General features: G+C 62.0%; 15 protein-coding genes. 7 read left to right on the top strand and 8 right to left on the bottom strand.

The features are described from left to right. Positions 1 to 2: 2 nt before the first annotated feature. Entirely contained in the window at positions 3 to 536 is a 534-nt protein-coding gene (locus tag HX818_RS05980) for an ATP-dependent zinc protease (protein WP_023659091.1), read from the bottom strand. A 272-nt stretch (positions 537 to 808) separates the two neighbouring features. On the opposite strand from HX818_RS05980, the gene HX818_RS05975 reads away from it, so the two are divergent. The 6 genes from HX818_RS05975 to prpD all read left to right on the top strand — a co-directional run bounded on the left by HX818_RS05975 (position 809) and on the right by prpD (position 9,260). Continuing rightward, the gene (locus HX818_RS05975; RefSeq protein WP_008432676.1) at positions 809 to 1,522 is read left to right on the top strand and encodes a GntR family transcriptional regulator; all 714 of its coding nucleotides are present in this window, start codon (positions 809 to 811) and stop codon (positions 1,520 to 1,522) included. Beyond that, positions 1,519 to 2,412 (top strand): methylisocitrate lyase, encoded by an 894-nt coding sequence (prpB, locus tag HX818_RS05970; RefSeq protein WP_003214976.1) that lies wholly within the window; start codon positions 1,519 to 1,521, stop codon positions 2,410 to 2,412. The genes HX818_RS05975 and prpB overlap by 4 nt, the downstream gene beginning before the upstream one ends. 40 nt (positions 2,413 to 2,452) lie before the next feature. Next, positions 2,453 to 3,580, top strand: coding sequence for a 2-methylcitrate synthase (prpC, locus tag HX818_RS05965; RefSeq protein WP_177019639.1), 1,128 nt, complete (start codon positions 2,453 to 2,455; stop codon positions 3,578 to 3,580). Between the two features lie 201 nt (positions 3,581 to 3,781). Beyond that, positions 3,782 to 6,376 (top strand): Fe/S-dependent 2-methylisocitrate dehydratase AcnD, encoded by a 2,595-nt coding sequence (acnD, locus tag HX818_RS05960; RefSeq protein WP_134325935.1) that lies wholly within the window; start codon positions 3,782 to 3,784, stop codon positions 6,374 to 6,376. Between the two features lie 42 nt (positions 6,377 to 6,418). Further along, complete coding sequence (prpF, locus tag HX818_RS05955; protein ID WP_177019638.1) at positions 6,419 to 7,609, top strand: 2-methylaconitate cis-trans isomerase PrpF; 1,191 nt, start codon at positions 6,419 to 6,421, stop codon at positions 7,607 to 7,609. A gap of 166 nt (positions 7,610 to 7,775) precedes the next feature. Next, a complete protein-coding gene (gene prpD / locus HX818_RS05950) occupies positions 7,776 to 9,260 on the top strand; it encodes a 2-methylcitrate dehydratase (protein ID WP_177019637.1) in 1,485 nt (494 codons plus the stop codon). Between the two features lie 113 nt (positions 9,261 to 9,373). On the opposite strand, the gene HX818_RS05945 is transcribed toward prpD, so the two are convergent. From HX818_RS05945 to HX818_RS05915, 7 genes are all read right to left on the bottom strand, one after another. Beyond that, on the bottom strand, positions 9,374 to 10,696 hold the full coding sequence (locus HX818_RS05945; protein ID WP_008432668.1) for an AAA-associated domain-containing protein: 1,323 nt from the start codon (positions 10,694 to 10,696) through the stop codon (positions 9,374 to 9,376). A 14-nt stretch (positions 10,697 to 10,710) separates the two neighbouring features. Further along, on the bottom strand, positions 10,711 to 12,456 hold the full coding sequence (locus HX818_RS05940) for an ABC transporter permease subunit (RefSeq protein ID WP_003214988.1): 1,746 nt from the start codon (positions 12,454 to 12,456) through the stop codon (positions 10,711 to 10,713). A 227-nt stretch (positions 12,457 to 12,683) separates the two neighbouring features. Next, positions 12,684 to 13,412 (bottom strand): alanyl-tRNA editing protein, encoded by a 729-nt coding sequence (locus tag HX818_RS05935; RefSeq protein ID WP_003214990.1) that lies wholly within the window; start codon positions 13,410 to 13,412, stop codon positions 12,684 to 12,686. Positions 13,413 to 13,414: 2 nt separating this feature from the next. Next, complete coding sequence (locus HX818_RS05930; protein WP_003214992.1) at positions 13,415 to 14,407, bottom strand: serine O-acetyltransferase; 993 nt, start codon at positions 14,405 to 14,407, stop codon at positions 13,415 to 13,417. A gap of 22 nt (positions 14,408 to 14,429) precedes the next feature. Then, positions 14,430 to 15,344 carry a PLP-dependent cysteine synthase family protein gene (locus HX818_RS05925; protein WP_043225528.1) on the bottom strand — a complete coding sequence of 305 codons (915 nt, stop codon included), beginning with the start codon at positions 15,342 to 15,344 and terminating at the stop codon, positions 14,430 to 14,432. A 24-nt stretch (positions 15,345 to 15,368) separates the two neighbouring features. Beyond that, positions 15,369 to 17,228 carry a molybdopterin-synthase adenylyltransferase MoeB gene (gene moeB / locus HX818_RS05920; protein ID WP_177019636.1) on the bottom strand — a complete coding sequence of 620 codons (1,860 nt, stop codon included), beginning with the start codon at positions 17,226 to 17,228 and terminating at the stop codon, positions 15,369 to 15,371. A gap of 1 nt (position 17,229) precedes the next feature. Beyond that, on the bottom strand, positions 17,230 to 18,123 hold the full coding sequence (locus tag HX818_RS05915) for a DMT family transporter (RefSeq protein WP_166742189.1): 894 nt from the start codon (positions 18,121 to 18,123) through the stop codon (positions 17,230 to 17,232). A gap of 150 nt (positions 18,124 to 18,273) precedes the next feature. On the opposite strand from HX818_RS05915, the gene HX818_RS05910 reads away from it, so the two are divergent. After that, positions 18,274 to 19,698 carry a PLP-dependent aminotransferase family protein gene (locus HX818_RS05910; RefSeq protein ID WP_032899027.1) on the top strand — a complete coding sequence of 475 codons (1,425 nt, stop codon included), beginning with the start codon at positions 18,274 to 18,276 and terminating at the stop codon, positions 19,696 to 19,698. Positions 19,699 to 19,734: the final 36 nt, after the last annotated feature.

Below are 19,734 nucleotides of genomic sequence, written 5' to 3'. Positions count from 1 at the left end.
AATTACTCAGCGGTATGAGCGTCGGAGGCGCAGGCAGGTTTGCCCGCCGCGTATTTAAGACTGGGGTCGACCAGCGCATCAAAGCGTTTCAGCGCTTCGGAGCCGATCAGCAGCGGGTATTGGAAGGCGCTGCGGTCAGTCAAGTTCACTTCGATACTGCGTAAAGCGGTGCCCATGCAGATGTCCAGGGCGATGACTGGACGGGCGGTGTAGTTCTTGTCTTCATCGGGGTCGTAGTCACCGGCGCGGCGCTTGATCTTGCTCACGCGGGCCAGGGGACGCTCGATGGGGTGGGAGTGTGCGGTGTCGATGGCCAGGTAGAAGCGCACCCAGGACTCGCCGTTGCGCTTGAAGCGCTTGATGTCGCGGGCGCTCAAGGACGCGGTCTTGGCCCCGGTGTCGAGCTTGGCGGCCACTTCCAGGTCAATGCCGGCCAACTTGGCGTATTCATTGAGTCCATAAACGGTCTTCTCGGCAGCAACGCCAAGGCCCGGGATAAACAGTAGAAGCAAAAGGGGGAAGGGCTTGAGTCTCATAAATCCTGACGCGGTGCAGTGCGATGTTCAATTCAAGGCGACTGGCATTGCTGCGCAAGCTCCCTCGTGCGCCTTTTCATCCAGGGATGTGAGGCAAAAGTGGCCGGCATTCTAACATGAAGGTTTTCTGGCGCCAGCGCTGGCAGCCGGCCATGCCCCGATAGAGTGCAAGGCGGGTTATTAGACGATTGTCGACAATGTGTATTTATTCTTTGACTATCCGGGGCTGATTGGCTAGTTTTTGCGGCAGTGCTTTTAAAGGTGTCGACAATATGCTGGATCAACTGGAAACCCCAGTGATGGCCCAAGACGATTCCCAGACCATGTCCGAGAACGTCTTTCGGCGTATCCAGGCCGCCATCGTCAAGGGCGAAATCGCCCCCGGCAGCAAGATCTCCGAGCCGGAACTGGCGCGCACCTATGGCATCAGCCGTGGCCCGCTGCGCGAGGCGATTCATCGCCTGGAAGGCCAGCGCCTGCTGGTGCGCATCCCCCATGTGGGCGCGCGAGTGGTCTCGTTGAGCCATGAAGAACTGATCGAACTCTACGAAATCCGCGAATCCCTGGAAGGCATGGCCTGCCGCCTGGCCGCCGAGCGCATGACCGACGCCGAGATCGAAGAGCTGCGCCAGGTGTTGCACACCCACGAGCGCGATGCGGCCTTCCAGGCCGGTGTCGGCTACTACCAGCAGGAAGGCGACTTCGATTTTCATTACCGGATAATTCAAGGCGCCGGTAATCGCACCCTGACCCAAATGTTGTGCGGCGAGCTGTATCAGTTGGTGCGCATGTACCGCATCCAGTTCTCCGCCACCCCCAATCGTCCACGCCAGGCCTTTGCCGAGCATCACCGCATTCTTGACGCGATTGCCGATCGCGACGGTGAACTGGCCGAGTTGTTGATGCGCCGGCATATCGGCGCCTCCAAACGCAACATTGCCCGTCACTTCCCGGACGGCGCTCCCCAATCACGAGGTGAGTCATGAGTTCCAATAACAACACCACTCCAGGCCAGCGTTTCCGTGACGCGGTTGCCAGCGAGCACCCGTTGCAGGTAGTCGGCGCGATCAACGCCAACCATGCGCTGCTGGCCAAGCGCGCCGGCTTCAAGGCGATCTACCTGTCGGGTGGCGGGGTGGCTGCCGGCTCCCTCGGTGTGCCGGACCTGGGCATCACCGGCCTGGATGACGTGCTGACGGACGTGCGCCGCATCACCGACGTGTGCGACCTGCCGCTGCTGGTGGACGTGGACACTGGTTTCGGCTCCTCCGCGTTCAACGTGGCGCGCACCGTCAAGTCGATGATCAAGTTCGGCGCGGCGGCGATCCATATCGAAGACCAGGTGGGCGCCAAGCGTTGCGGCCATCGCCCGAACAAAGAAATCGTGTCCCAGCAGGAAATGGTCGACCGCATCAAGGCTGCGGTGGATGCGCGTACCGATGACAGCTTCGTGATCATGGCCCGCACCGACGCACTGGCCGTGGAAGGTTTGGAATCCGCCCTGGAACGTGCCGCCGCCTGCATCGAGGCCGGTGCCGACATGGTGTTCCCGGAAGCCATCACTGAGCTTGAGATGTACAAGCTGTTCGCCTCTCGCGTGAAAGCGCCGATCCTGGCCAACATCACCGAATTCGGTGCGACACCTCTCTATACCGTCGATCAACTGAAATCTGCGGATGTTTCCATCGTCCTGTACCCGCTCTCGGCCTTCCGCGCCATGAACAAGGCGGCCGAGAACGTCTACACCGCGATCCGTCGCGACGGCACCCAGCAGAACGTGATCGACACCATGCAAACCCGCATGGAGCTTTACGATCGCATCGACTACCACACCTTCGAGCAGAAGCTCGACGCGCTGTTCGCCGCCAAGAAGTAACGCGAGCGCCTCACTAATAACTACAAGATTGGAGATAACCATGGCCGAAGCAAAAGTACTCAGTGGAGCTGGCCTGCGTGGCCAGGTTGCCGGGCAAACCGCACTGTCCACCGTGGGCCAGGCCGGTGCCGGCTTGACCTATCGCGGCTACGACGTGCGCGAACTCGCCGCCGATGCCCAGTTTGAAGAAGTCGCCTACCTGCTGCTCTACGGCGAACTGCCGACCAAAGCCGAACTGGTCGCCTACACCGCCAAGCTCGGCAAACTGCGCGACCTGCCCCAGGCGCTGAAAGAAGTGCTGGAACGCATCCCCGCCGACGCGCACCCGATGGACGTGATGCGCACCGGTTGCTCGTTCCTGGGCAATATCGAGCCGGAGAAAGACTTCTCCGTGCAGCGCGACGTGACCGACCGCCTGCTCGCCGCGTTCCCGGCGATCATGTGCTACTGGTACCGCTTCAGCCACGACGGCCAGCGCATCAACTGCGTGACCGACGAGCCGAGCATCGGCGGGCACTTCCTGCACCTGCTGCACGACAAGAAACCCAGCGACTTGCACGTCAAGGTGATGAACGTGTCGCTGATTCTCTACGCCGAGCACGAATTCAATGCCTCGACCTTCACCGCCCGCGTGTGTGCGTCGACCCTGTCGGACCTGTATTCCTGCGTCACCGCCGCCATCGGCTCCTTGCGTGGCCCGCTGCACGGTGGTGCCAACGAAGCGGCGATGGAGATGATCGAGCGTTTCTCTTCCGCCCAGGAAGCGGTGGAAGGCACCCTCGACATGCTGGCGCGCAAGGACAAGATCATGGGCTTCGGCCACGCGATCTATAAAGACAGCGACCCGCGAAACGAGGTGATCAAGGGTTGGTCGAAAAAACTCGCGGAGGAGGTGGGCGACACCGTGTTGTTCCCGGTTTCCGAAGCCATCGACAAGACCATGTGGGAGCAGAAGAAACTGTTCCCCAACGCCGATTTCTACCATGCCTCGGCGTACCACTTCATGGGCATCCCGACCAAGCTGTTCACCCCGATTTTCGTCTGCTCGCGGCTGACAGGATGGGCAGCTCACGTGTTCGAGCAGCGAGCCAACAACCGCATCATCCGTCCGAGCGCCGAGTACATCGGCGTTGAGCAGCGCAAGTTCGTGCCAATCGAACGTCGCTGAGTGGAGAAACCGCTGATCTTGGGGTGAAAACGGATCAAAAAGGTGGGAGCGGGCTTGCTCGCGAAGGCGGTGTGACAGTCGCCATGTGTGTTGCATGACACACCGCCTTCGCGAGCAAGCCCGCTCCCACATTTTGATCGCATTCCACCTTGGATCAGCACCGGTTCTTCCTTTTGCAACTACTGTGACCGAGTCCTGACGATGAACACTGAACACCGCAAACCGCTCCCCGGCAGCCGCCTCGATTTCTTTGACGCCCGCGCGGCGGTCGATGCAATCACCCCCGGCGCCTACGCCACACTGCCGTACACCTCCCGCGTGCTCGCGGAAAACCTGGTGCGTCGCTGCGACCCCGCAACCCTCAATGCCTCCTTGAGCCAACTGATCGAACGCAAGCGCGATCTCGATTTCCCATGGTTCCCGGCCCGCGTGGTATGCCACGACATCCTCGGCCAGACCGCCCTGGTGGACCTTGCCGGCCTGCGCGACGCCATCGCCCTGCAAGGCGGTGACCCGGCCCAGGTCAACCCGGTGGTGCCGACCCAACTGATCGTCGACCACTCCCTGGCCGTCGAAGCCGGTGGTTTTGACCCGCAGGCGTTCGAGAAAAATCGCGCCATCGAAGACCGTCGCAACGAAGACCGTTTCCACTTTATCGAATGGACCAAAAAGGCCTTCAAGAACGTCGACGTGATCCCGCCGGGCAACGGCATCATGCACCAGATCAACCTGGAGAAAATGTCTCCGGTGATCCAGGTACGTGACGGCGTGGCCTTCCCGGATACCTGCGTCGGCACCGACAGCCACACGCCTCACGTTGATGCCTTGGGCGTGATCGCCATCGGCGTTGGCGGCCTTGAAGCAGAGAGCGTGATGCTCGGCCGCGCCTCGTGGATGCGCCTGCCGGAAAGTGTTGGCGTGGAGCTGACGGGCAAGCTGCAACCGGGCATCACCGCCACCGACATGGTGCTGGCGCTGACCGAGTTCCTGCGCAAGCAGAAGGTCGTGGGTGCGTGGCTGGAGTTCTTCGGTGAAGGTGCTTCGGCGCTGACTCTGGGTGACCGCGCCACCATCTCCAACATGGCCCCGGAATACGGCGCCACCGCCGCGATGTTTTACATCGACCAACAGACCATCGCCTACCTGAAACTCACCGGCCGTGAAGACGAACAAGTCACCCTGGTGGAGCAGTACGCTCGCCACACCGGCCTGTGGGCGGACGACCTCAAGGGCGCGCAATACGAGCGTGGCCTGAGCTTCGATTTGTCCTCGGTGGTGCGCAACATGGCCGGCCCGAGCAACCCCCACGCCCGCGTCGCCACCAGCGACCTGGCGGCCAAGGGCATCTCCGGCCAGTGGGATGACGTGCCGGGGCAAATGCCCGACGGCGCGGTGATCATCGCCGCCATCACCAGTTGCACCAACACCAGCAACCCGCGCAACGTGATTGCCGCCGGCCTGCTGGCACGCAATGCCAACAAGCTCGGCCTGGCCCGCAAGCCGTGGGTCAAGTCGTCCCTGGCACCGGGTTCGAAAACCGTGGCGATGTACCTCGACGAAGCCGGGCTGACCACCGAGCTGGAGCAACTCGGTTTTGGTGTCGTGGCGTTCGCCTGCACCACCTGCAACGGCATGTCCGGCGCACTCGACCCGGTGATCCAGCAAGAGATCATCGACCGCGACCTGTACGCCACCGCCGTGCTTTCGGGTAACCGCAACTTCGACGGCCGTATCCACCCGTACGCCAAGCAAGCGTTCCTCGCGTCGCCGCCGCTGGTGGTGGCTTATGCGATTGCCGGCACCATCCGTTTCGACATCGAAAAAGACGTGCTGGGCCTGGACGCCAATGGCAAGGAAATCCGCCTCAAGGACATCTGGCCAAGCGACGAAGAAATCGACGCGGTGGTCAAGGCGTCGGTCAAGCCGGAGCAGTTTCGCCAGGTGTACATCCCGATGTTCGCGATCCACGAAGACACCGGCCCGAAGGTCACGCCGCTGTACGACTGGCGCCCGCAGAGCACCTACATCCGTCGCCCGCCGTACTGGGAAGGTGCCCTGGCCGGTGCACGTCCGCTCAAGGGCATGCGCCCGCTGGCGGTGCTGCCGGACAACATCACCACCGATCACCTGTCGCCGTCCAACGCGATCATGCCGGGCAGCGCCGCCGGTGAATACCTGGCGAAAATGGGCCTGCCGGAAGTCGACTTCAACTCTTACGCGACCCATCGTGGCGACCACTTGACCGCGCAGCGCGCCACCTTCGCCAACCCGAAACTGTTCAATGAAATGGTGGTTGAAGACGGTAAGGTCAAGCAGGGTTCGCTGGCGCGCCTGGAGCCGGAAGGCAAGGTCACGCGCATGTGGGAAGCCATCGAAACCTACATGGAGCGCAAGCAGCCGCTGATCATCATTGCCGGCGCCGACTACGGCCAGGGTTCGTCCCGGGACTGGGCGGCCAAGGGCGTACGCCTGGCCGGTGTTGAAGCGATTGCCGCCGAAGGTTTCGAGCGCATCCACCGCACCAACCTGGTGGGCATGGGCGTGCTGCCGCTGGAGTTCCTGCCGGGCACCGACCGCAAGACCCTGAAGATCGACGGCACGGAAACCTACGACGTGATCGGCGAACGCACCCCGCGTGCGCAACTGACGTTGCTGATCAACCGCAAGAACGGCGAGCGTGTCGAGGTGCCGGTGACCTGCCGCCTGGACACGGCTGAAGAAGTGTCGATCTACGAGGCGGGCGGCGTGTTGCAACGTTTTGCCCAGGACTTCCTGGAATCGGCTGTAACTGCCTGATAACTGCGGCCGGGGTCAACGCCCCGGCCCATGAGGACCACCATGGCACACGTACCGCAGATCAAGATTCCCGCCACCTACATGCGTGGCGGCACCAGCAAAGGCGTGTTTTTCAGCCTCAAGGATTTGCCCGAATCGGCCCAGGTGCCGGGCGCGGCGCGGGATGCGTTGTTGTTGCGGGTGATCGGCAGCCCCGACCCGTATGACAAGCAAATCGACGGCATGGGCGGCGCGACTTCCAGCACCAGCAAAACCGTGATCCTGGCCAAAAGTACCCGCGCCGATCACGACGTGGATTACCTGTTCGGCCAGGTGTCCATCGACAAACCGTTCGTGGACTGGAGCGGCAACTGCGGCAACCTGTCGGCGGCGGTGGGTTCGTTCGCCATCAGCGCCGGCCTGGTAGATGCCGCGCGCATTCCGCACAACGGCGTGGCTGTGGTGCGGGTGTGGCAGGCGAATATCGCCAAGACCATCATCGCTCACGTACCGATCACCGACGGTGCGGTGCAGGAAACCGGCGACTTCGAACTCGACGGCGTGACCTTCCCGGCCGCCGAGGTGCAGTTGGAATTCATGGACCCGGCGGCGGAAGAAGAGGGCGGCGGTGGCTCGATGTTCCCTACCGGCAACCTGGTGGATGACCTGGAAGTGCCGGGTGTCGGCACGTTCAAGGCGACGCTGATCAATGCCGGGATTCCCACCATCTTCATCAACGCCCAGGACCTGGGTTACACCGGCACCGAGTTGCAGGGCGCGATCAATGGCGACCCCAAGGCCCTGGCGATGTTTGAAACCATCCGCGCCCATGGTGCGCTGCGCATGGGCTTGATCAAGCACCTGGACGAGGCGGCCCAGCGTCAGCACACGCCGAAGGTGGCGTTTGTGGCGCGGCCTGCGGATTACGTGGCGTCCAGCGGCAAGGCGATCAAGGCGGGTGATGTCGACCTGCTGGTGCGGGCGCTGTCCATGGGCAAGTTGCACCACGCGATGATGGGCACGGCGGCGGTGGCGATTGGCACGGCGGCGGCGATTTCCGGCACGCTGGTGAATTTGGCGGCGGGCGGCGTGGAGCGTAATGCGGTGCGGTTCGGGCATCCCTCCGGGACGTTGCGCGTAGGCGCCGAGGCCAGCCAGGTCGACGGTGAATGGGTCGTGAAAAAAGCCATCATGAGCCGCAGTGCGCGAGTGTTGATGGAAGGGTTCGTACGCGTCCCCGGCGACGCTTTCTAACCGATCGTTCCCACGCTCTGCGTGGGAATGCATCCCGTGACGCTCTGCGTCACCCTTGCGCCGTACGGGACGCGAAGCGTCCAAGGCGGCGTTCCCACGCAGAGCGTGGGAACGAACACCCTGACCCTGAGGATGGACCACACCTAACCCACTTTGGAGTACTGCCATGAGCGCCAACGTCGACCAGAACAACCGCCCCGACTACGACCAGGTCCTGCAGGACATCGCCGACTACGTACTGAGTTTCAGGATCGAATCCCGCGATGCCCTCGACACCGCCCGCAACTGCCTGATGGACACCCTCGGTTGCGGCCTGCTGGCCCTGCGTTTCCCGGAGTGCACCAAACACCTGGGGCCGATCGTCGAAGGCACGGTGGTGCCGTTCGGCGCACGGGTGCCGGGCACCTCGTTCCGCCTGGACCCGGTCAAGGCCGCATGGGACATCGGCTGCATCGTGCGCTGGCTCGACTACAACGACACCTGGCTTGCCGCCGAATGGGGTCACCCTTCCGATAACCTCGGTGGCATCCTCGCGGTCGCCGACCATCTCTCGCAAAAACGCGTGGCCAACGGCGACGCACCGCTGACCGTGCGGGCAGTGCTTGAGGCGATGATCATGGCCCACGAAATCCAGGGTGTGATTGCCCTGGAAAATTCCTTCAACCGTGTCGGCCTTGACCACGTGCTGCTGGTGAAAGTCGCCTCCACCGCCGTCACCGCCAAGCTGATGGGCGCCAACCGTGAGCAACTGCTGTCGGCCCTGTCCCAGGCGTTTGTCGATGGCCAGGCATTGCGTACTTATCGTCATGCGCCGAATGCCGGTTCGCGCAAGTCGTGGGCGGCGGGGGATGCGTCGAGTCGCGGGGTGCGCCTGGCGGATATCGCCATGCGCGGCGAGATGGGCATTCCCGGTGTGTTGAGCGCGCCGCAGTGGGGCTTCTATGACGTGCTGTTCAGCCACACCAACAAGGACCTGGCGCTCAAGCCCGAAGACAAGCGCGCCTTCAGCCTGTCGCAGCCCTACGGCACGTATGTGATGGAGAACGTACTGTTCAAGATCAGCTTCCCCGCCGAGTTCCACGCACAAACCGCCTGTGAAGCGGCGGTCACCTTGCACCCGCAAGTGAAGAATCGCCTGCATGAGATCGACAGGATTGTGATCACCACCCACGAATCGGCGATCCGGATCATCTCCAAGGTCGGGCAGTTGGCCAACGCGGCGGACCGCGATCATTGCCTCCAGTACATGACCGCCGTACCGCTGGCGTTTGGCAACCTGGTGGCCGAGCAATACGAAGATGAATTCCACGCGGCCCATCCGATCATTGATGAGCTGCGGGAGAAGATGGTCATCGTCGAAGAGCCGCGCTACAGCCGCGAATACCTGGAGGCCGACAAGCGCTCCATCGCCAATGCGGTGCAGGTGTTCTTCAAGGATGGTTCCAGCACCGAACAGGTGGCCGTGGAATACCCGATTGGCCACCGTCGCCGTCGGGTGGATGGCATTCCGTTGCTGGAAGACAAGTTCAAGGCCAACCTGGCGACCCGGTTTACCGCGCAGCGCAGTGCCGAGATTTTTGCGCTGTGCAAGGATCAGGCACGGCTTGAGGCCACTGCGGTAAACCGGTTTGTGGACCTGTTCGTCATCTGAAGAACACCACTGGTCAAATGTGGGAGCGGGCTTGCTCGCGAATGCGGAGTGTCAGCCAATACATATATGGCTGATCCACCGCATTCGCGAGCAAGCCCGCTCCCACATTAAACCTACATGCTGCCTTCCACATCATCCAGGCTGAATGTCTCGGTATGGTCGTCATAGGAGAAGATCTCCGCATACCGCCCCCAGGCCACCACGCTTTCCAGGGTTTTCTCCACAAAGGCTTCCGTCATCGAGTCTTCCAGTTCCTGCTCGAAGCGCACCCGTGGCGCCCGGTGGCCGCTGCGCTCAAGCAACACCTGGTGAATGCGCGCGGCCAATGGCACGTGGCGGATCAAGTGTTCGGCGAACAGGGTTTTACGCTCCTGGGTGCCGTAGTCGGCGAACAGTTTGCCGGCATCGGTCAGGGTAATATCGGCACCCTTGAGTTCGGCGAAGCCCAAATGCTCAAGCATCTCCGCCACCGGGAACAGATCGTCGACTTCCAGCAAACGCCGTTCAGCCACGGTCGGCAGGCCGGCGTGGCCGTTGTAGGGCTCGGCGGCCAGGGTTTCGATCAGGCCAGCCATCAGGTTGGTGGAGACTTCCGGCAACAGGCTGCCCATTTTCAGCTCAGGCAAACCTCTGCTCGCGTCGGCGCTGCGGCGGTCGGTCATCAGGGCGTAGATGTCGTCGACCATTTGCCGGAAGGTCGGGTCCAGGCGGTTGCGCGGGTGGGCAAACGGCACCTTGATCTCGGCCACCACCCGGCCAGGGTTGGACGACAGCACCAGGATGCGGTCGCACATCAGCACCGCTTCTTCGATGTTGTGGGTCACGATCAGGATCGACTTGATCGGCAGCTGCTTGCCGCTCCACAGATCCAGCAGGTCGGTGCGCAGGGTTTCGGCGGTGAGCACGTCCAGCGCCGAGAACGGTTCGTCCATCAGCAACAGGGTCGGGTTGACCACCAACCCGCGGGCGAAACCCACGCGTTGGCGCATGCCGCCGGACAGTTCGCGCGGGTAGGCGTTTTCAAAACCGTCCAGGCCGATCAGGTCGATGGCCGCCAGGGCGCGCCTGCGGGATTCCTTGCGCTCGACCTGCAAGGCTTGCAGGCCGGCCTCGACGTTTTCCAGCACGGTCAGCCACGGGAACAGTGCGAAGGTCTGGAACACCATGGCCACGCCTTCGGCCGGGCCGGTGAGTGGCGCGCCGTTGTAGCGCACTTCGCCCGACGACGGCTGAATCAGCCCGGCGATGATGCGCAGCAAGGTCGACTTGCCCGAGCCGGACCGGCCGAGCATGCCGACAATCTCGCCTTCGTGCAGGCTCAAGTTCACGCCGCTGAGGACTTGCAGCTCGTCTTTACCTTTGCCGAACACCCGGTTCACGTTTTTCAACGAGTAGATTTCCGGAGTGTCGGCGGCATGCTCGGTATAGGTAGTCATCACAGCGAGTCCCATCAATTCAGACGAAGTTTGTTTTCAGCCATGGCGTACATCGGCCGCCACACAGCGCGGTTGAACGCCACCACGAAGATCGACATCACCACCACGCCCAGGGCGATCTTCGGGAAGTCGCCGGCCGCGGTGGTCTGGGCGATGTAGGCGCCCAGCCCGTGGGCGACCACGTTGTCGTGGCCCCAGGACACGTACTCGGACACGATACTGGCGTTCCAGGCACCCCCCGAGGCGGTAATCGCGCCGGTGACGTAGTACGGGAAAATCCCCGGCAGCATCACCTTGCGCCACCACAACCAGCCGCGAATGCGGAAGTTGGCGGCGGCTTCCTTGAAGTCATTCGGGAACGCGCTGGCTCCGGCGATCACGTTGAACAGGATGTACCACTGGGTGCCCAGCACAATCAGCGGGCTCAGCCAGATATCCGGGTTGAGGTTGTAGTGCAGGATCACGATGACGAACACCGGGAACAGCAGGTTCGCCGGGAAGGCCGCAAGGAACTGCGCCAGCGGCTGGATTTTTTCCGCAAGCGCAGGGCGCAAGCCGATCATCACGCCCAACGGCACCCAGATCAGCGAGGCGATCAGGATCAGGCCGACCACCCGCAACAATGTGATCAGCCCTAGCACGAATACATGGCCGACTTCGGCCAGGGTCACTTCAGTGCCGACGTACTGCACGATGTGATACAGCGCATAAGCGGCCAGCAGCGCGATGAGTGCGCCCCATACCCAGTCGATCACTTTTGACGCTTTCGGGGTTTCTGCCGGCAGCGCCTTGAGTGCACCGCCCGCCAGGCTGAAGCGCTTGTTGCCAATGCGGCTGATGGCGCGGGTGACAGGCCGCAGGATGCGCTGGACGATGCGCGTGCGCTGGATCAGGTTCAGCAGCCAGGATTGCGGCGCGGCACCCTGGGAGGCGGTGGTTTCCATGCGGAACTTGTCGGCCCAGGCCACCAGTGGGCGGAACAGGAACTGGTCGTACATCAGGATGACCACAATCATCGCCAGGATCACGTAGCCCACGGCGTGCAGGTCTTTCTGGGCAATCGCCAGGGCCAGGTATGAGCCCACGCCCGGCAAGGTGATGGTCTTGTCGCCGACGGTAATGGCCTCGGAGGCGACCACGAAAAACCAGCCGCCGGACATGCTCATCATCATGTTCCACACCAGCCCGGGCATGGCGAAGGGCACGTCGAGCTTCCAGAACCGCTGCCAACCGGAAAGCCGCAGGTTGGTCGACACTTCCACCAGGTCATGGGGCAGCATGCGCAGCGACTGGTAGAAGCTGAACGTCATGTTCCAGGCCTGGCTGGTGAAAATCGCAAAGATGGCCGCGAACTCCGCGCCGAGCACACGCCCGGGGAACAGCAGCAGGAAGAACGTCACCGTGAACGAGATGTAACCCAGCACTGGTACCGATTGCAGGATGTCGAGCACGGGCACCAGCAGTTTCTCGGCGCGCCGGCTTTTGGCGGCCAGGGTGCCGTACAACAGGGTGAACACCAGCGCTGCAACCATCGCCGCGAGCATGCGCATCGTGGTGCGCATCGCGTATTCCGGCAGGTTGGCCGGGTCCAGCGAGATCACTTCACTCTGCAGGGTGGCGATGGGCGCCCAGGTTTCCCGTGCAGTGATGGAGAAAAACAGTAAAAAGCCGATCACCAGGGGCAGGGCGACCAAATCCCAGCGGTTGGGTAGCAAGCGCAATGTGGATGCAGGGATGTAGTGACGGAACACTCTTTTCATAGGCAGTCATTCCTGCAGCGTTCAGGTTCAGGGGCGTGATGGGAGTGAGCTTAGCTGCTGCACGAATGACCCACCGAGAAGGGCGGGCGCTGTTTTCGCGAGTCAGGGGCAACGAGGCGTTGCTGGCGGGATTGTACGTTTCTGAATGTTACAAGCGCATAAATTTGCTGTCAGTTTCCTGTACGAACGGCGACTAGGGCGTCGGCGCCCCGGTCGTCGCTCGGCGGTTATTCAAACCGCAGGATCACCCTGCGATTGTGTTTGCTCTTCTTCTCGATTTTTTCGCAGAACACCCGGCCGATTTCTTCGGTATTGGTCACATGGGTGCCGCCGCAGGGCTGGATATCGATCCCGGCGATTTCAATCACCCGAACTGCCCCCTGGATGACCGGTGGCGCCACCGCCTGGGTGCGAGTGATCTGCAGCAGGGTTGAATACTCCGAGGCGGGCATGGACAGGGTTTTCACCCCATGAGCCTGTTCGATCAAGGCATTGAGGTCACGGGTGATGGTCTCTTTGTCGAGGGTCATTTCCGGCAGGTCGAAATCCAGGCGGCCCTTGTCGGCGCCGATGCTGCAACCGGTCACCGGAGCGTCGATGATCGAGCACAGGAGGTGCAGGCAAGTGTGCATTTTCATGTGCTGGTAGCGACGTTCCCAGTCCAGGCTGGCGTCGACCTGCATCCCGGCGGCCAGTTGCTCGGGGCAGTGTTCTACCTGGTGCCAGATGATCGAGCGCAGCACCGGGTCACGCACGGTGCCGGTGATGTCGACGCGGCTGCCGTCGGGCAGGATGAAATGGCCGGTGTCCCCCGGTTGGCCGCCGCCGGTGGGGTAGAACAGCGTGTGCTCCAGGGCGATTCCCTGTTCGCTGACGGCAATCACCCGCGCACTGAAGGCATTCTGGTAAGGCGCGCTGTCGAACAGCGCGAGGGTTTCCATGGTGTGCACGGACATGTTCAACCTCCGACGATCAGTGGGCTGGCTTGCAGCAGGCGACGAACCATCGCGCTCAAGCCAGGAGGAGATAGCAGGGTGATTTCAAATTCGGGCCCGGTCACTTTCAGGTTCAGCGGCAGGCGCGGCGGGTAGGCGTTGGTTTCGATGTGCCGCAGGCGGAATTGCAGGTGATGACGTTCCTTGACTGTCGGCTCCAGCAGCAGGCCGGGCAGGGGATGAAAGTCAGCGTCCAATACCGTCACCTTGTGGCTGGCGTTGACTTCGCCCACCACGTGCAGGCGTTCGTCGAGGGCAAACGCGCCGAGGTAATTGCTGTGGTCCGACTCATCGTTTTTCTGCAACTGGATCTGGTTGACCACCTTGACCTTGGTGCCGGCCGGCACGTCCTGGGTGATCACGCAGGACGGACTGATGAACACGTTGTCACCGATCAGCACGTAACCGAGCACCCGCGCGCCGGAGCCGACTTCCACGTTGTTGCCCAGCCGCGGGTGGCGCTTGCCGTCCGGGTTGTTGGCGATGCCCCGGGCGCCGAGAGTCACGCCGCAGAGGATGTAGCAGTCGTTGCCGATCTCGCAGGTTTCACCGATGACCGTGCCGTAACCGTGGTCCAGCACAAAGCGCCGGCCGATCCGCGCTGCGGGGTGAATTTCGGCGCCGGACAGGATCTTGCCCTGGTTGCTCAGCTTCAGGGCGATGGCGGAAAACACGCCGTTGTTCTTGTCCGGGAAATTCCACACCAGGTGGGCCAGGCGGTAATACAGCACGGCCTTGAACGAGGCGTAGGACTCCAGGATCAGCTCTCCGCGCCCACGGGACGCCGGGTCGCGCCAGGCATAGGCGATCAGGTCTTCGGCCACCGCCTGGGCCGCCGCCTGGATCAGCGGCGCGAGATGCGCCTCCAGCTGCTTCAACTGCGCAGGCGTGAGCGTGGTGATGAGGTGGGTGAGCAACTCATCGTGTAGCTGTTGCATGTCGATAAAGCCCCCCATGGAGGCACCCCCGCAATAGTTGTTATTCAAAACAGGGCAGATAGCTGTCGGCACTGTCGTAGACCATGGTCAGCACGACGGTGTCGGTGGGCAGCTCCGGCGCCAGCTTGGCGATGGCTACCATGTTGGCGGCCGACGACAGCCCGAGGCTGATGGCGTCGGTGCGCATGATGCGTTTGATCATGTCGAGGCATTCCTGGCGCGACACCTTGAGCATCCCGTCAATGATCGCGACGTTGAGAATGCTCGGGATCAAGCCGATCGACAGGCCCTGGATATGGTGCGGCGCATGGCGGTCGCTGAGCAGGTCGCACTCTTCCGGCTCCACCCCCATCACGCGGATCGCCGGCCAGGTGCTCTTGAGGGTTTCGCCGATGCCGGTGATATGGCCCCCGGTGCCGATGCCGCTGACGAAGTAGTCCACACGCAGCTCGCCGAAGGCGCGGATGATTTCCCGGGCGGTGGTGTCACGGTGGGTCTGCGGGTTGGCGCCGTTGCGCTGCTGGTTGAGCATCACGTAGCTGGGGTTTTCCAGCTGCAGCTCCATGCACTTTTCGCCGTGGGAATTGTTGCCCAGGCGGCTGTCCGACAGCACCACCCTGGCGCCGTACAGGCGCAGCAGTTTCTGCTTCTCGGGGCTGTAGTTGTCGGGGATCACCAGCACCACTTTGTAGCCCAGCACGTTACCGGCCATCACCAGGCCGATGCCGGTGTTGCCGCCGCTGGGCTCAATGATGGTTTGCCCTGAGCCACGAATCAGAATGCCCCGGCGCTCGGCGTCGAGGATCATGCCCAGGGCGATGCGTGCCTTGTGGCTACCGCCGGGGTTGAGGGATTCCAGCTTGGCGTAGACCTCGATGCCGAGGTCTTCGGAAAACTGTTCCAGGCGCACGATGGGCGTTTGGCCAATGGCGTCGAGTATCGAGTTATGCAACATCAAGTAAGAGCCCATGGCCGCTGATCAGTACAAAGGCATGTCGGGTTCGACGTCGCGAACCCAGTGTTTCATGCCACCTTGCAGTACTTTGGTGTTGGCGAATCCGGCGGCCAGCAAGGTGCTGGCGGCTTGCTCCGCGCGGGTCCCGGCGTAGCAGATGAGGTAGTGGGTGTTGTCGCGGCTGAGGTTGGCGAGTTGCCCGTCGAGCTCGGCCAGCGGGATGTGCACCACCCCCGGCAACTTGCACACTTCCAGCTCGCTGGCGTCCCGCACATCCAGCAGTACGTCGGCCTTGCTGTGTTGCTCGAGCAGTTGCTTGAGCACCCGCGGCTTGATGTAGCGCTCTTCAGCCAGCGACGGTTGGCTTGGCAGGGCGTCGGCGCAGACGGCGGGGGCGATGGTTTGGCTGTGGCGCAGTTCCGAGCAGCAAGGGCAGTCGGCGCGGCGCTTGAAGCGGATCTCGCTGAACTTCATCGCCAGCGCATCAAAGCGCATCAGCCGGCCCGAGAGTGGTTCGCCAATGCCGATCAGCAGCTTGATCGCCTCGGTGGCCTGGATCATCCCGACCACCCCGGGTAATACGCCGATGACCCCGCCGGCGCTGCAGTTGGGCGCCAGTTCCGCCGGTGGTGCCTGGGGAAACAGGCAGCGATAGCACGGCCCGCCTTTATAGTTGAGCACGCTGATCTGCCCGTCGAAGCGGTAGATGGCGCCGTACACCAACGGCTTGCCCAACTGCACGCAAGCGTCGTTGACCAGGTAGCGGGTTTCGAAATTGTCGGTGCCGTCGATCACCAGGTCATAGGCGCCCACCAGTTCCAGGGCGTTGTCGGTGTTGAAGGCGGTGTCGTAGGTGTTGATCTGGATGTGGCTGTTGAGGTCCTGCAAGCGCTGCTTGGCGGACTCGACCTTGGGCAGGCCCAAGGTGCTGTTGCCGTGGACGATCTGGCGTTGCAGGTTGCTGCTTTCCACCACGTCGAAATCCACCAGCCCCAGGGTGCCGATGCCGGCTGCCGCCAGGTACAGGCTGATGGGCGAACCGAGGCCGCCGGTGCCGATGATCAGCACGCGGGCTTTCTTCAGGTTCAACTGGCCTTCGCGGCCGACGCCGGGCAGGGTGATGTGGCGCACGTAGCGCTGCACTTCTTCGTTGCTCAGTTGGTCGACGTCCATGCCGCCGGAAGTGGCCAGCAACACTTCGATTTTGGCTTTTTCGGGCAACCGGTCGTTGGCGTCGATCAGTTCCTCTTCGGCGGTGAACAGGAAGTGTTCCTTGAGCTGGTTGTTCTCGTAGAGCAGGTGCGCCCGCAATTGCGGGTGCTCGATGCAGAGGTTTTCAATGACTTCGCGCAATGTCGATCCGGCACCCTCGAGGGTCGATGCTGGCAGCTTGGCCACGCGGACCAGGATGTCGGGGAAAGAGACAGCGTTCATGCACAACTCCGTTTGCAGGTCGTTGAAGGGTTTTTGGGCGAAGTGTTTGCCATCCCAGGCAAACAGCTTGGAACCTTGGGTCTTGCCCTGGCGAACATCCACCACCAGGTAGCTTACGGGGTAGATCGGCTCGCCCATGAAAAGGGCCTTGTCCTGGTCTTCGTCGCTGAAATACGCGCCGACGTCAGGGTGGGAGTGGTAGATCACCACCACCGGGTTATCACCGCGAAACGCCTTGTTCATCATCAGCGTGTCGGCCACCGAAAAGGTGTAGCCGTTGGCGGCGCTGCGTGAATACATATCCGGGTTCTTGCTGTGCAGCTCGTTCTGGATGTTGCTGCCCAGGTACACGCTGCCATCGGCGAAAACGAAACCGCAGCATTCCTCGGGGTAGCTGCGGTCGGCGTGGGCGTAGATCTGCTCCAGTGCGCTTGGGCTCAGGACCTTCATCTCAGTTTTTCTTCGCCAGGAGCTTTTCGATGGGCAGCTTGGTGATGGCAAAGCCGGCCAGCAGGATCGCCGAATACATCATCAGGTCCCTGGAAATCTGCACGCCCTCGTACCAGGCCCCGATGATCACCGCGAACACCGGGAAGATGATGAACACGAAGGACAAAATGATCGGGCTCAGGCGCTTGAGCAGCATGAAATACACGATAAAACCGCCCACCGAGGCCACCAGCCCGAGGTAGAACAGCGCACTCCAGGACCGCAGGGTGATGTCTTCAAAGGTCGGGGTTTCAAACCACAGCCCGGCGACAAACAGCATCAACCCGGCGATGCCGATGGGCAGGGTGTTGTAGGTGATCACGCTGATGGCACTGCCTTGTTTCTTGGTAATCACGTAGCACAAGGCATGCATGATCGCGGCGGCGAGGATCGCCAGCACGCCGAAGAACTCGGCATGGTCCAGGTGCAGGCCCTGGCTCTTGATGATCATGTACAGGCTGCCGAAACCGATGGCGATACCGATCACCTGGGAAAAGTAGATGCGCTCGCGCAGGAACAGCGCGGAGAAAATCAGGATAAATACCGGCATGCAGCTGAACAGCAGCGCGGTGAGGCCGGACGAGACATGCATTTCGCCGTAGTTGAGCAGGTAATACGGAACGCTGAAGTAGGACAGCGTCACAAACACGAAGAACCAGCGGCTTTCCCGGGGAAACAGGATCGGCTCGCGGCGCACCCAGGCGAAACACAGGAACAGCGGAAACGCGATCAGGAACCGCAGCCCGGCGGAGGTCAGCGGTGGCACGCTTTCCACAGCGATCTTGATGCCCAGCCAGGTAGTGCCCCAGCTGAGACACACGATCAGGAACATCACACTGGTAATCAGCCCGGCCAACCACTGCTTGTGAGTTTTTGTTTTTTCAGCATTTTCGAGAACGGCGGACATTGGCATCGTGACATTGCTTCCATGAGACCGAATTGACCTCTATATTGAGTGCCATGATTCGGTGATTGAACCCGTAAAAGCACACTATTAGGGCGAATGATGGCTGTCAAAACAAATATTGACATGGTGTCAATTATGCGGGAAGGACTCTCCAACGGGCAGGGCGTGAAGTACAAGCGCCTGTCCGATGTCATGGAGCGAGGCATCCTTGAAGGCTTGATTGAACCGGGAAGAAAACTGCCGCCTCATCGGGTGCTTTCCGACAATCTGGGGGTAACCATTGGCACCATCAGCCGCGCCTACGGTGAGCTGGAACGCCTGGGGCTGGTAGTGGCGCGGGTCGGCGACGGCACCTTCGTGCGCAAGCGTGGGATGGAGCGCCAGCGTGATGAAGGCTTTCGCAACTTCAGCGACGAGCCGCGGCAATACTTTGATATGAGCCGCAACATGCACATCCCCGGGCAGGAGACCACGTTCCTGGCCCAGAGCTTCCAGACGCTGGCGAACAACGCCAAGTTCTTGCAGGACATCAGTGCCTACACCCCGGATGCCGGGCTGCCGCGTTACCGGGCGGCGGGTGCGCAGTGGTTGGTGCAGCGGGATTTCCACCCGATTCCCGAGCAGGTGATTTGCGTGAACGGCGGCCAGCATGGGTTGCTCTGCGCAATGATGGCGCTGTTGCGAGCCGGCGATACGGTGGTGACCGAACAGTTGACCTATCCAGGGTTGATCACCGCCGCGCGCATGCTGGGCATCCGCCTGATCGGCCTGGAAATGGATGAAGAAGGGCTGCTGCCGGGGGCGCTGGATGAAGTCTGCCGCAATCACCGGGTGTCGGCGTTGTATTGCACGCCGACCATCCAGAATCCTACGACAGCGGTGCTATCGGTCGCGCGCCGTGAGGCATTGGTGAAGGTCTGTCGGGAACACAACCTGCTGATTCTCGAGGATGAGGCCCACGGTGTGCTGGTGGAAGACCGTCCGCCGCCCCTGAGTCATTTTGCCCCGGAGCGTACGATTCTGATCAGCAGCCTGAGCAAGGCGGTATCGGCAGGCTTGCGCGTTGGGTACGTGCATGCACCGCCGGCGCTGGTCAGCCGGATTTCTGCGGCCTTGCGTTCCACCTGCTGGATGGCCACGCCGGTCACCCTGGAACTGGCGACCCAGTGGATCGAAAACGGCACGGCGGAACACCTGTTGCACCAGCAGATCCAGGAAATCAGCCGCCGCAAGGCGCTGGTGGAAGGTTTGTTGATCGGGCTGGAGTACCGCACTCACCTGAACAGCCCGCACTTCTGGATCGAAGTCCCGGAGCCATGGCGCGCGTCGGAAATCGAGGCGGAGTTAAAGCAGAACAATTACCTGATTGCGACAGCCGAAGCGTTTGCCGTGGGGCAGACGGCGGTGCCGCAATTCATTCGGGCGAGCATCTGCAATACGTCGGGGGATGATCAGTTGCTGCTGGATGGGTTCGATGCGCTGGCGACGGCGCTGGGGCAGGGCGGGGGGCGGTTTCACCTGTGAACCCAACAGCTTGTGTGAACATGACCCCTGTGGCGA

The sequence above is a fragment of the Pseudomonas sp. F9001 genome (genome assembly GCF_013385435.1).
Classification (GTDB): Bacteria; Pseudomonadota; Gammaproteobacteria; order Pseudomonadales; family Pseudomonadaceae; genus Aquipseudomonas.
This window is presented reverse-complemented; position numbering and strand designations above follow the sequence as displayed.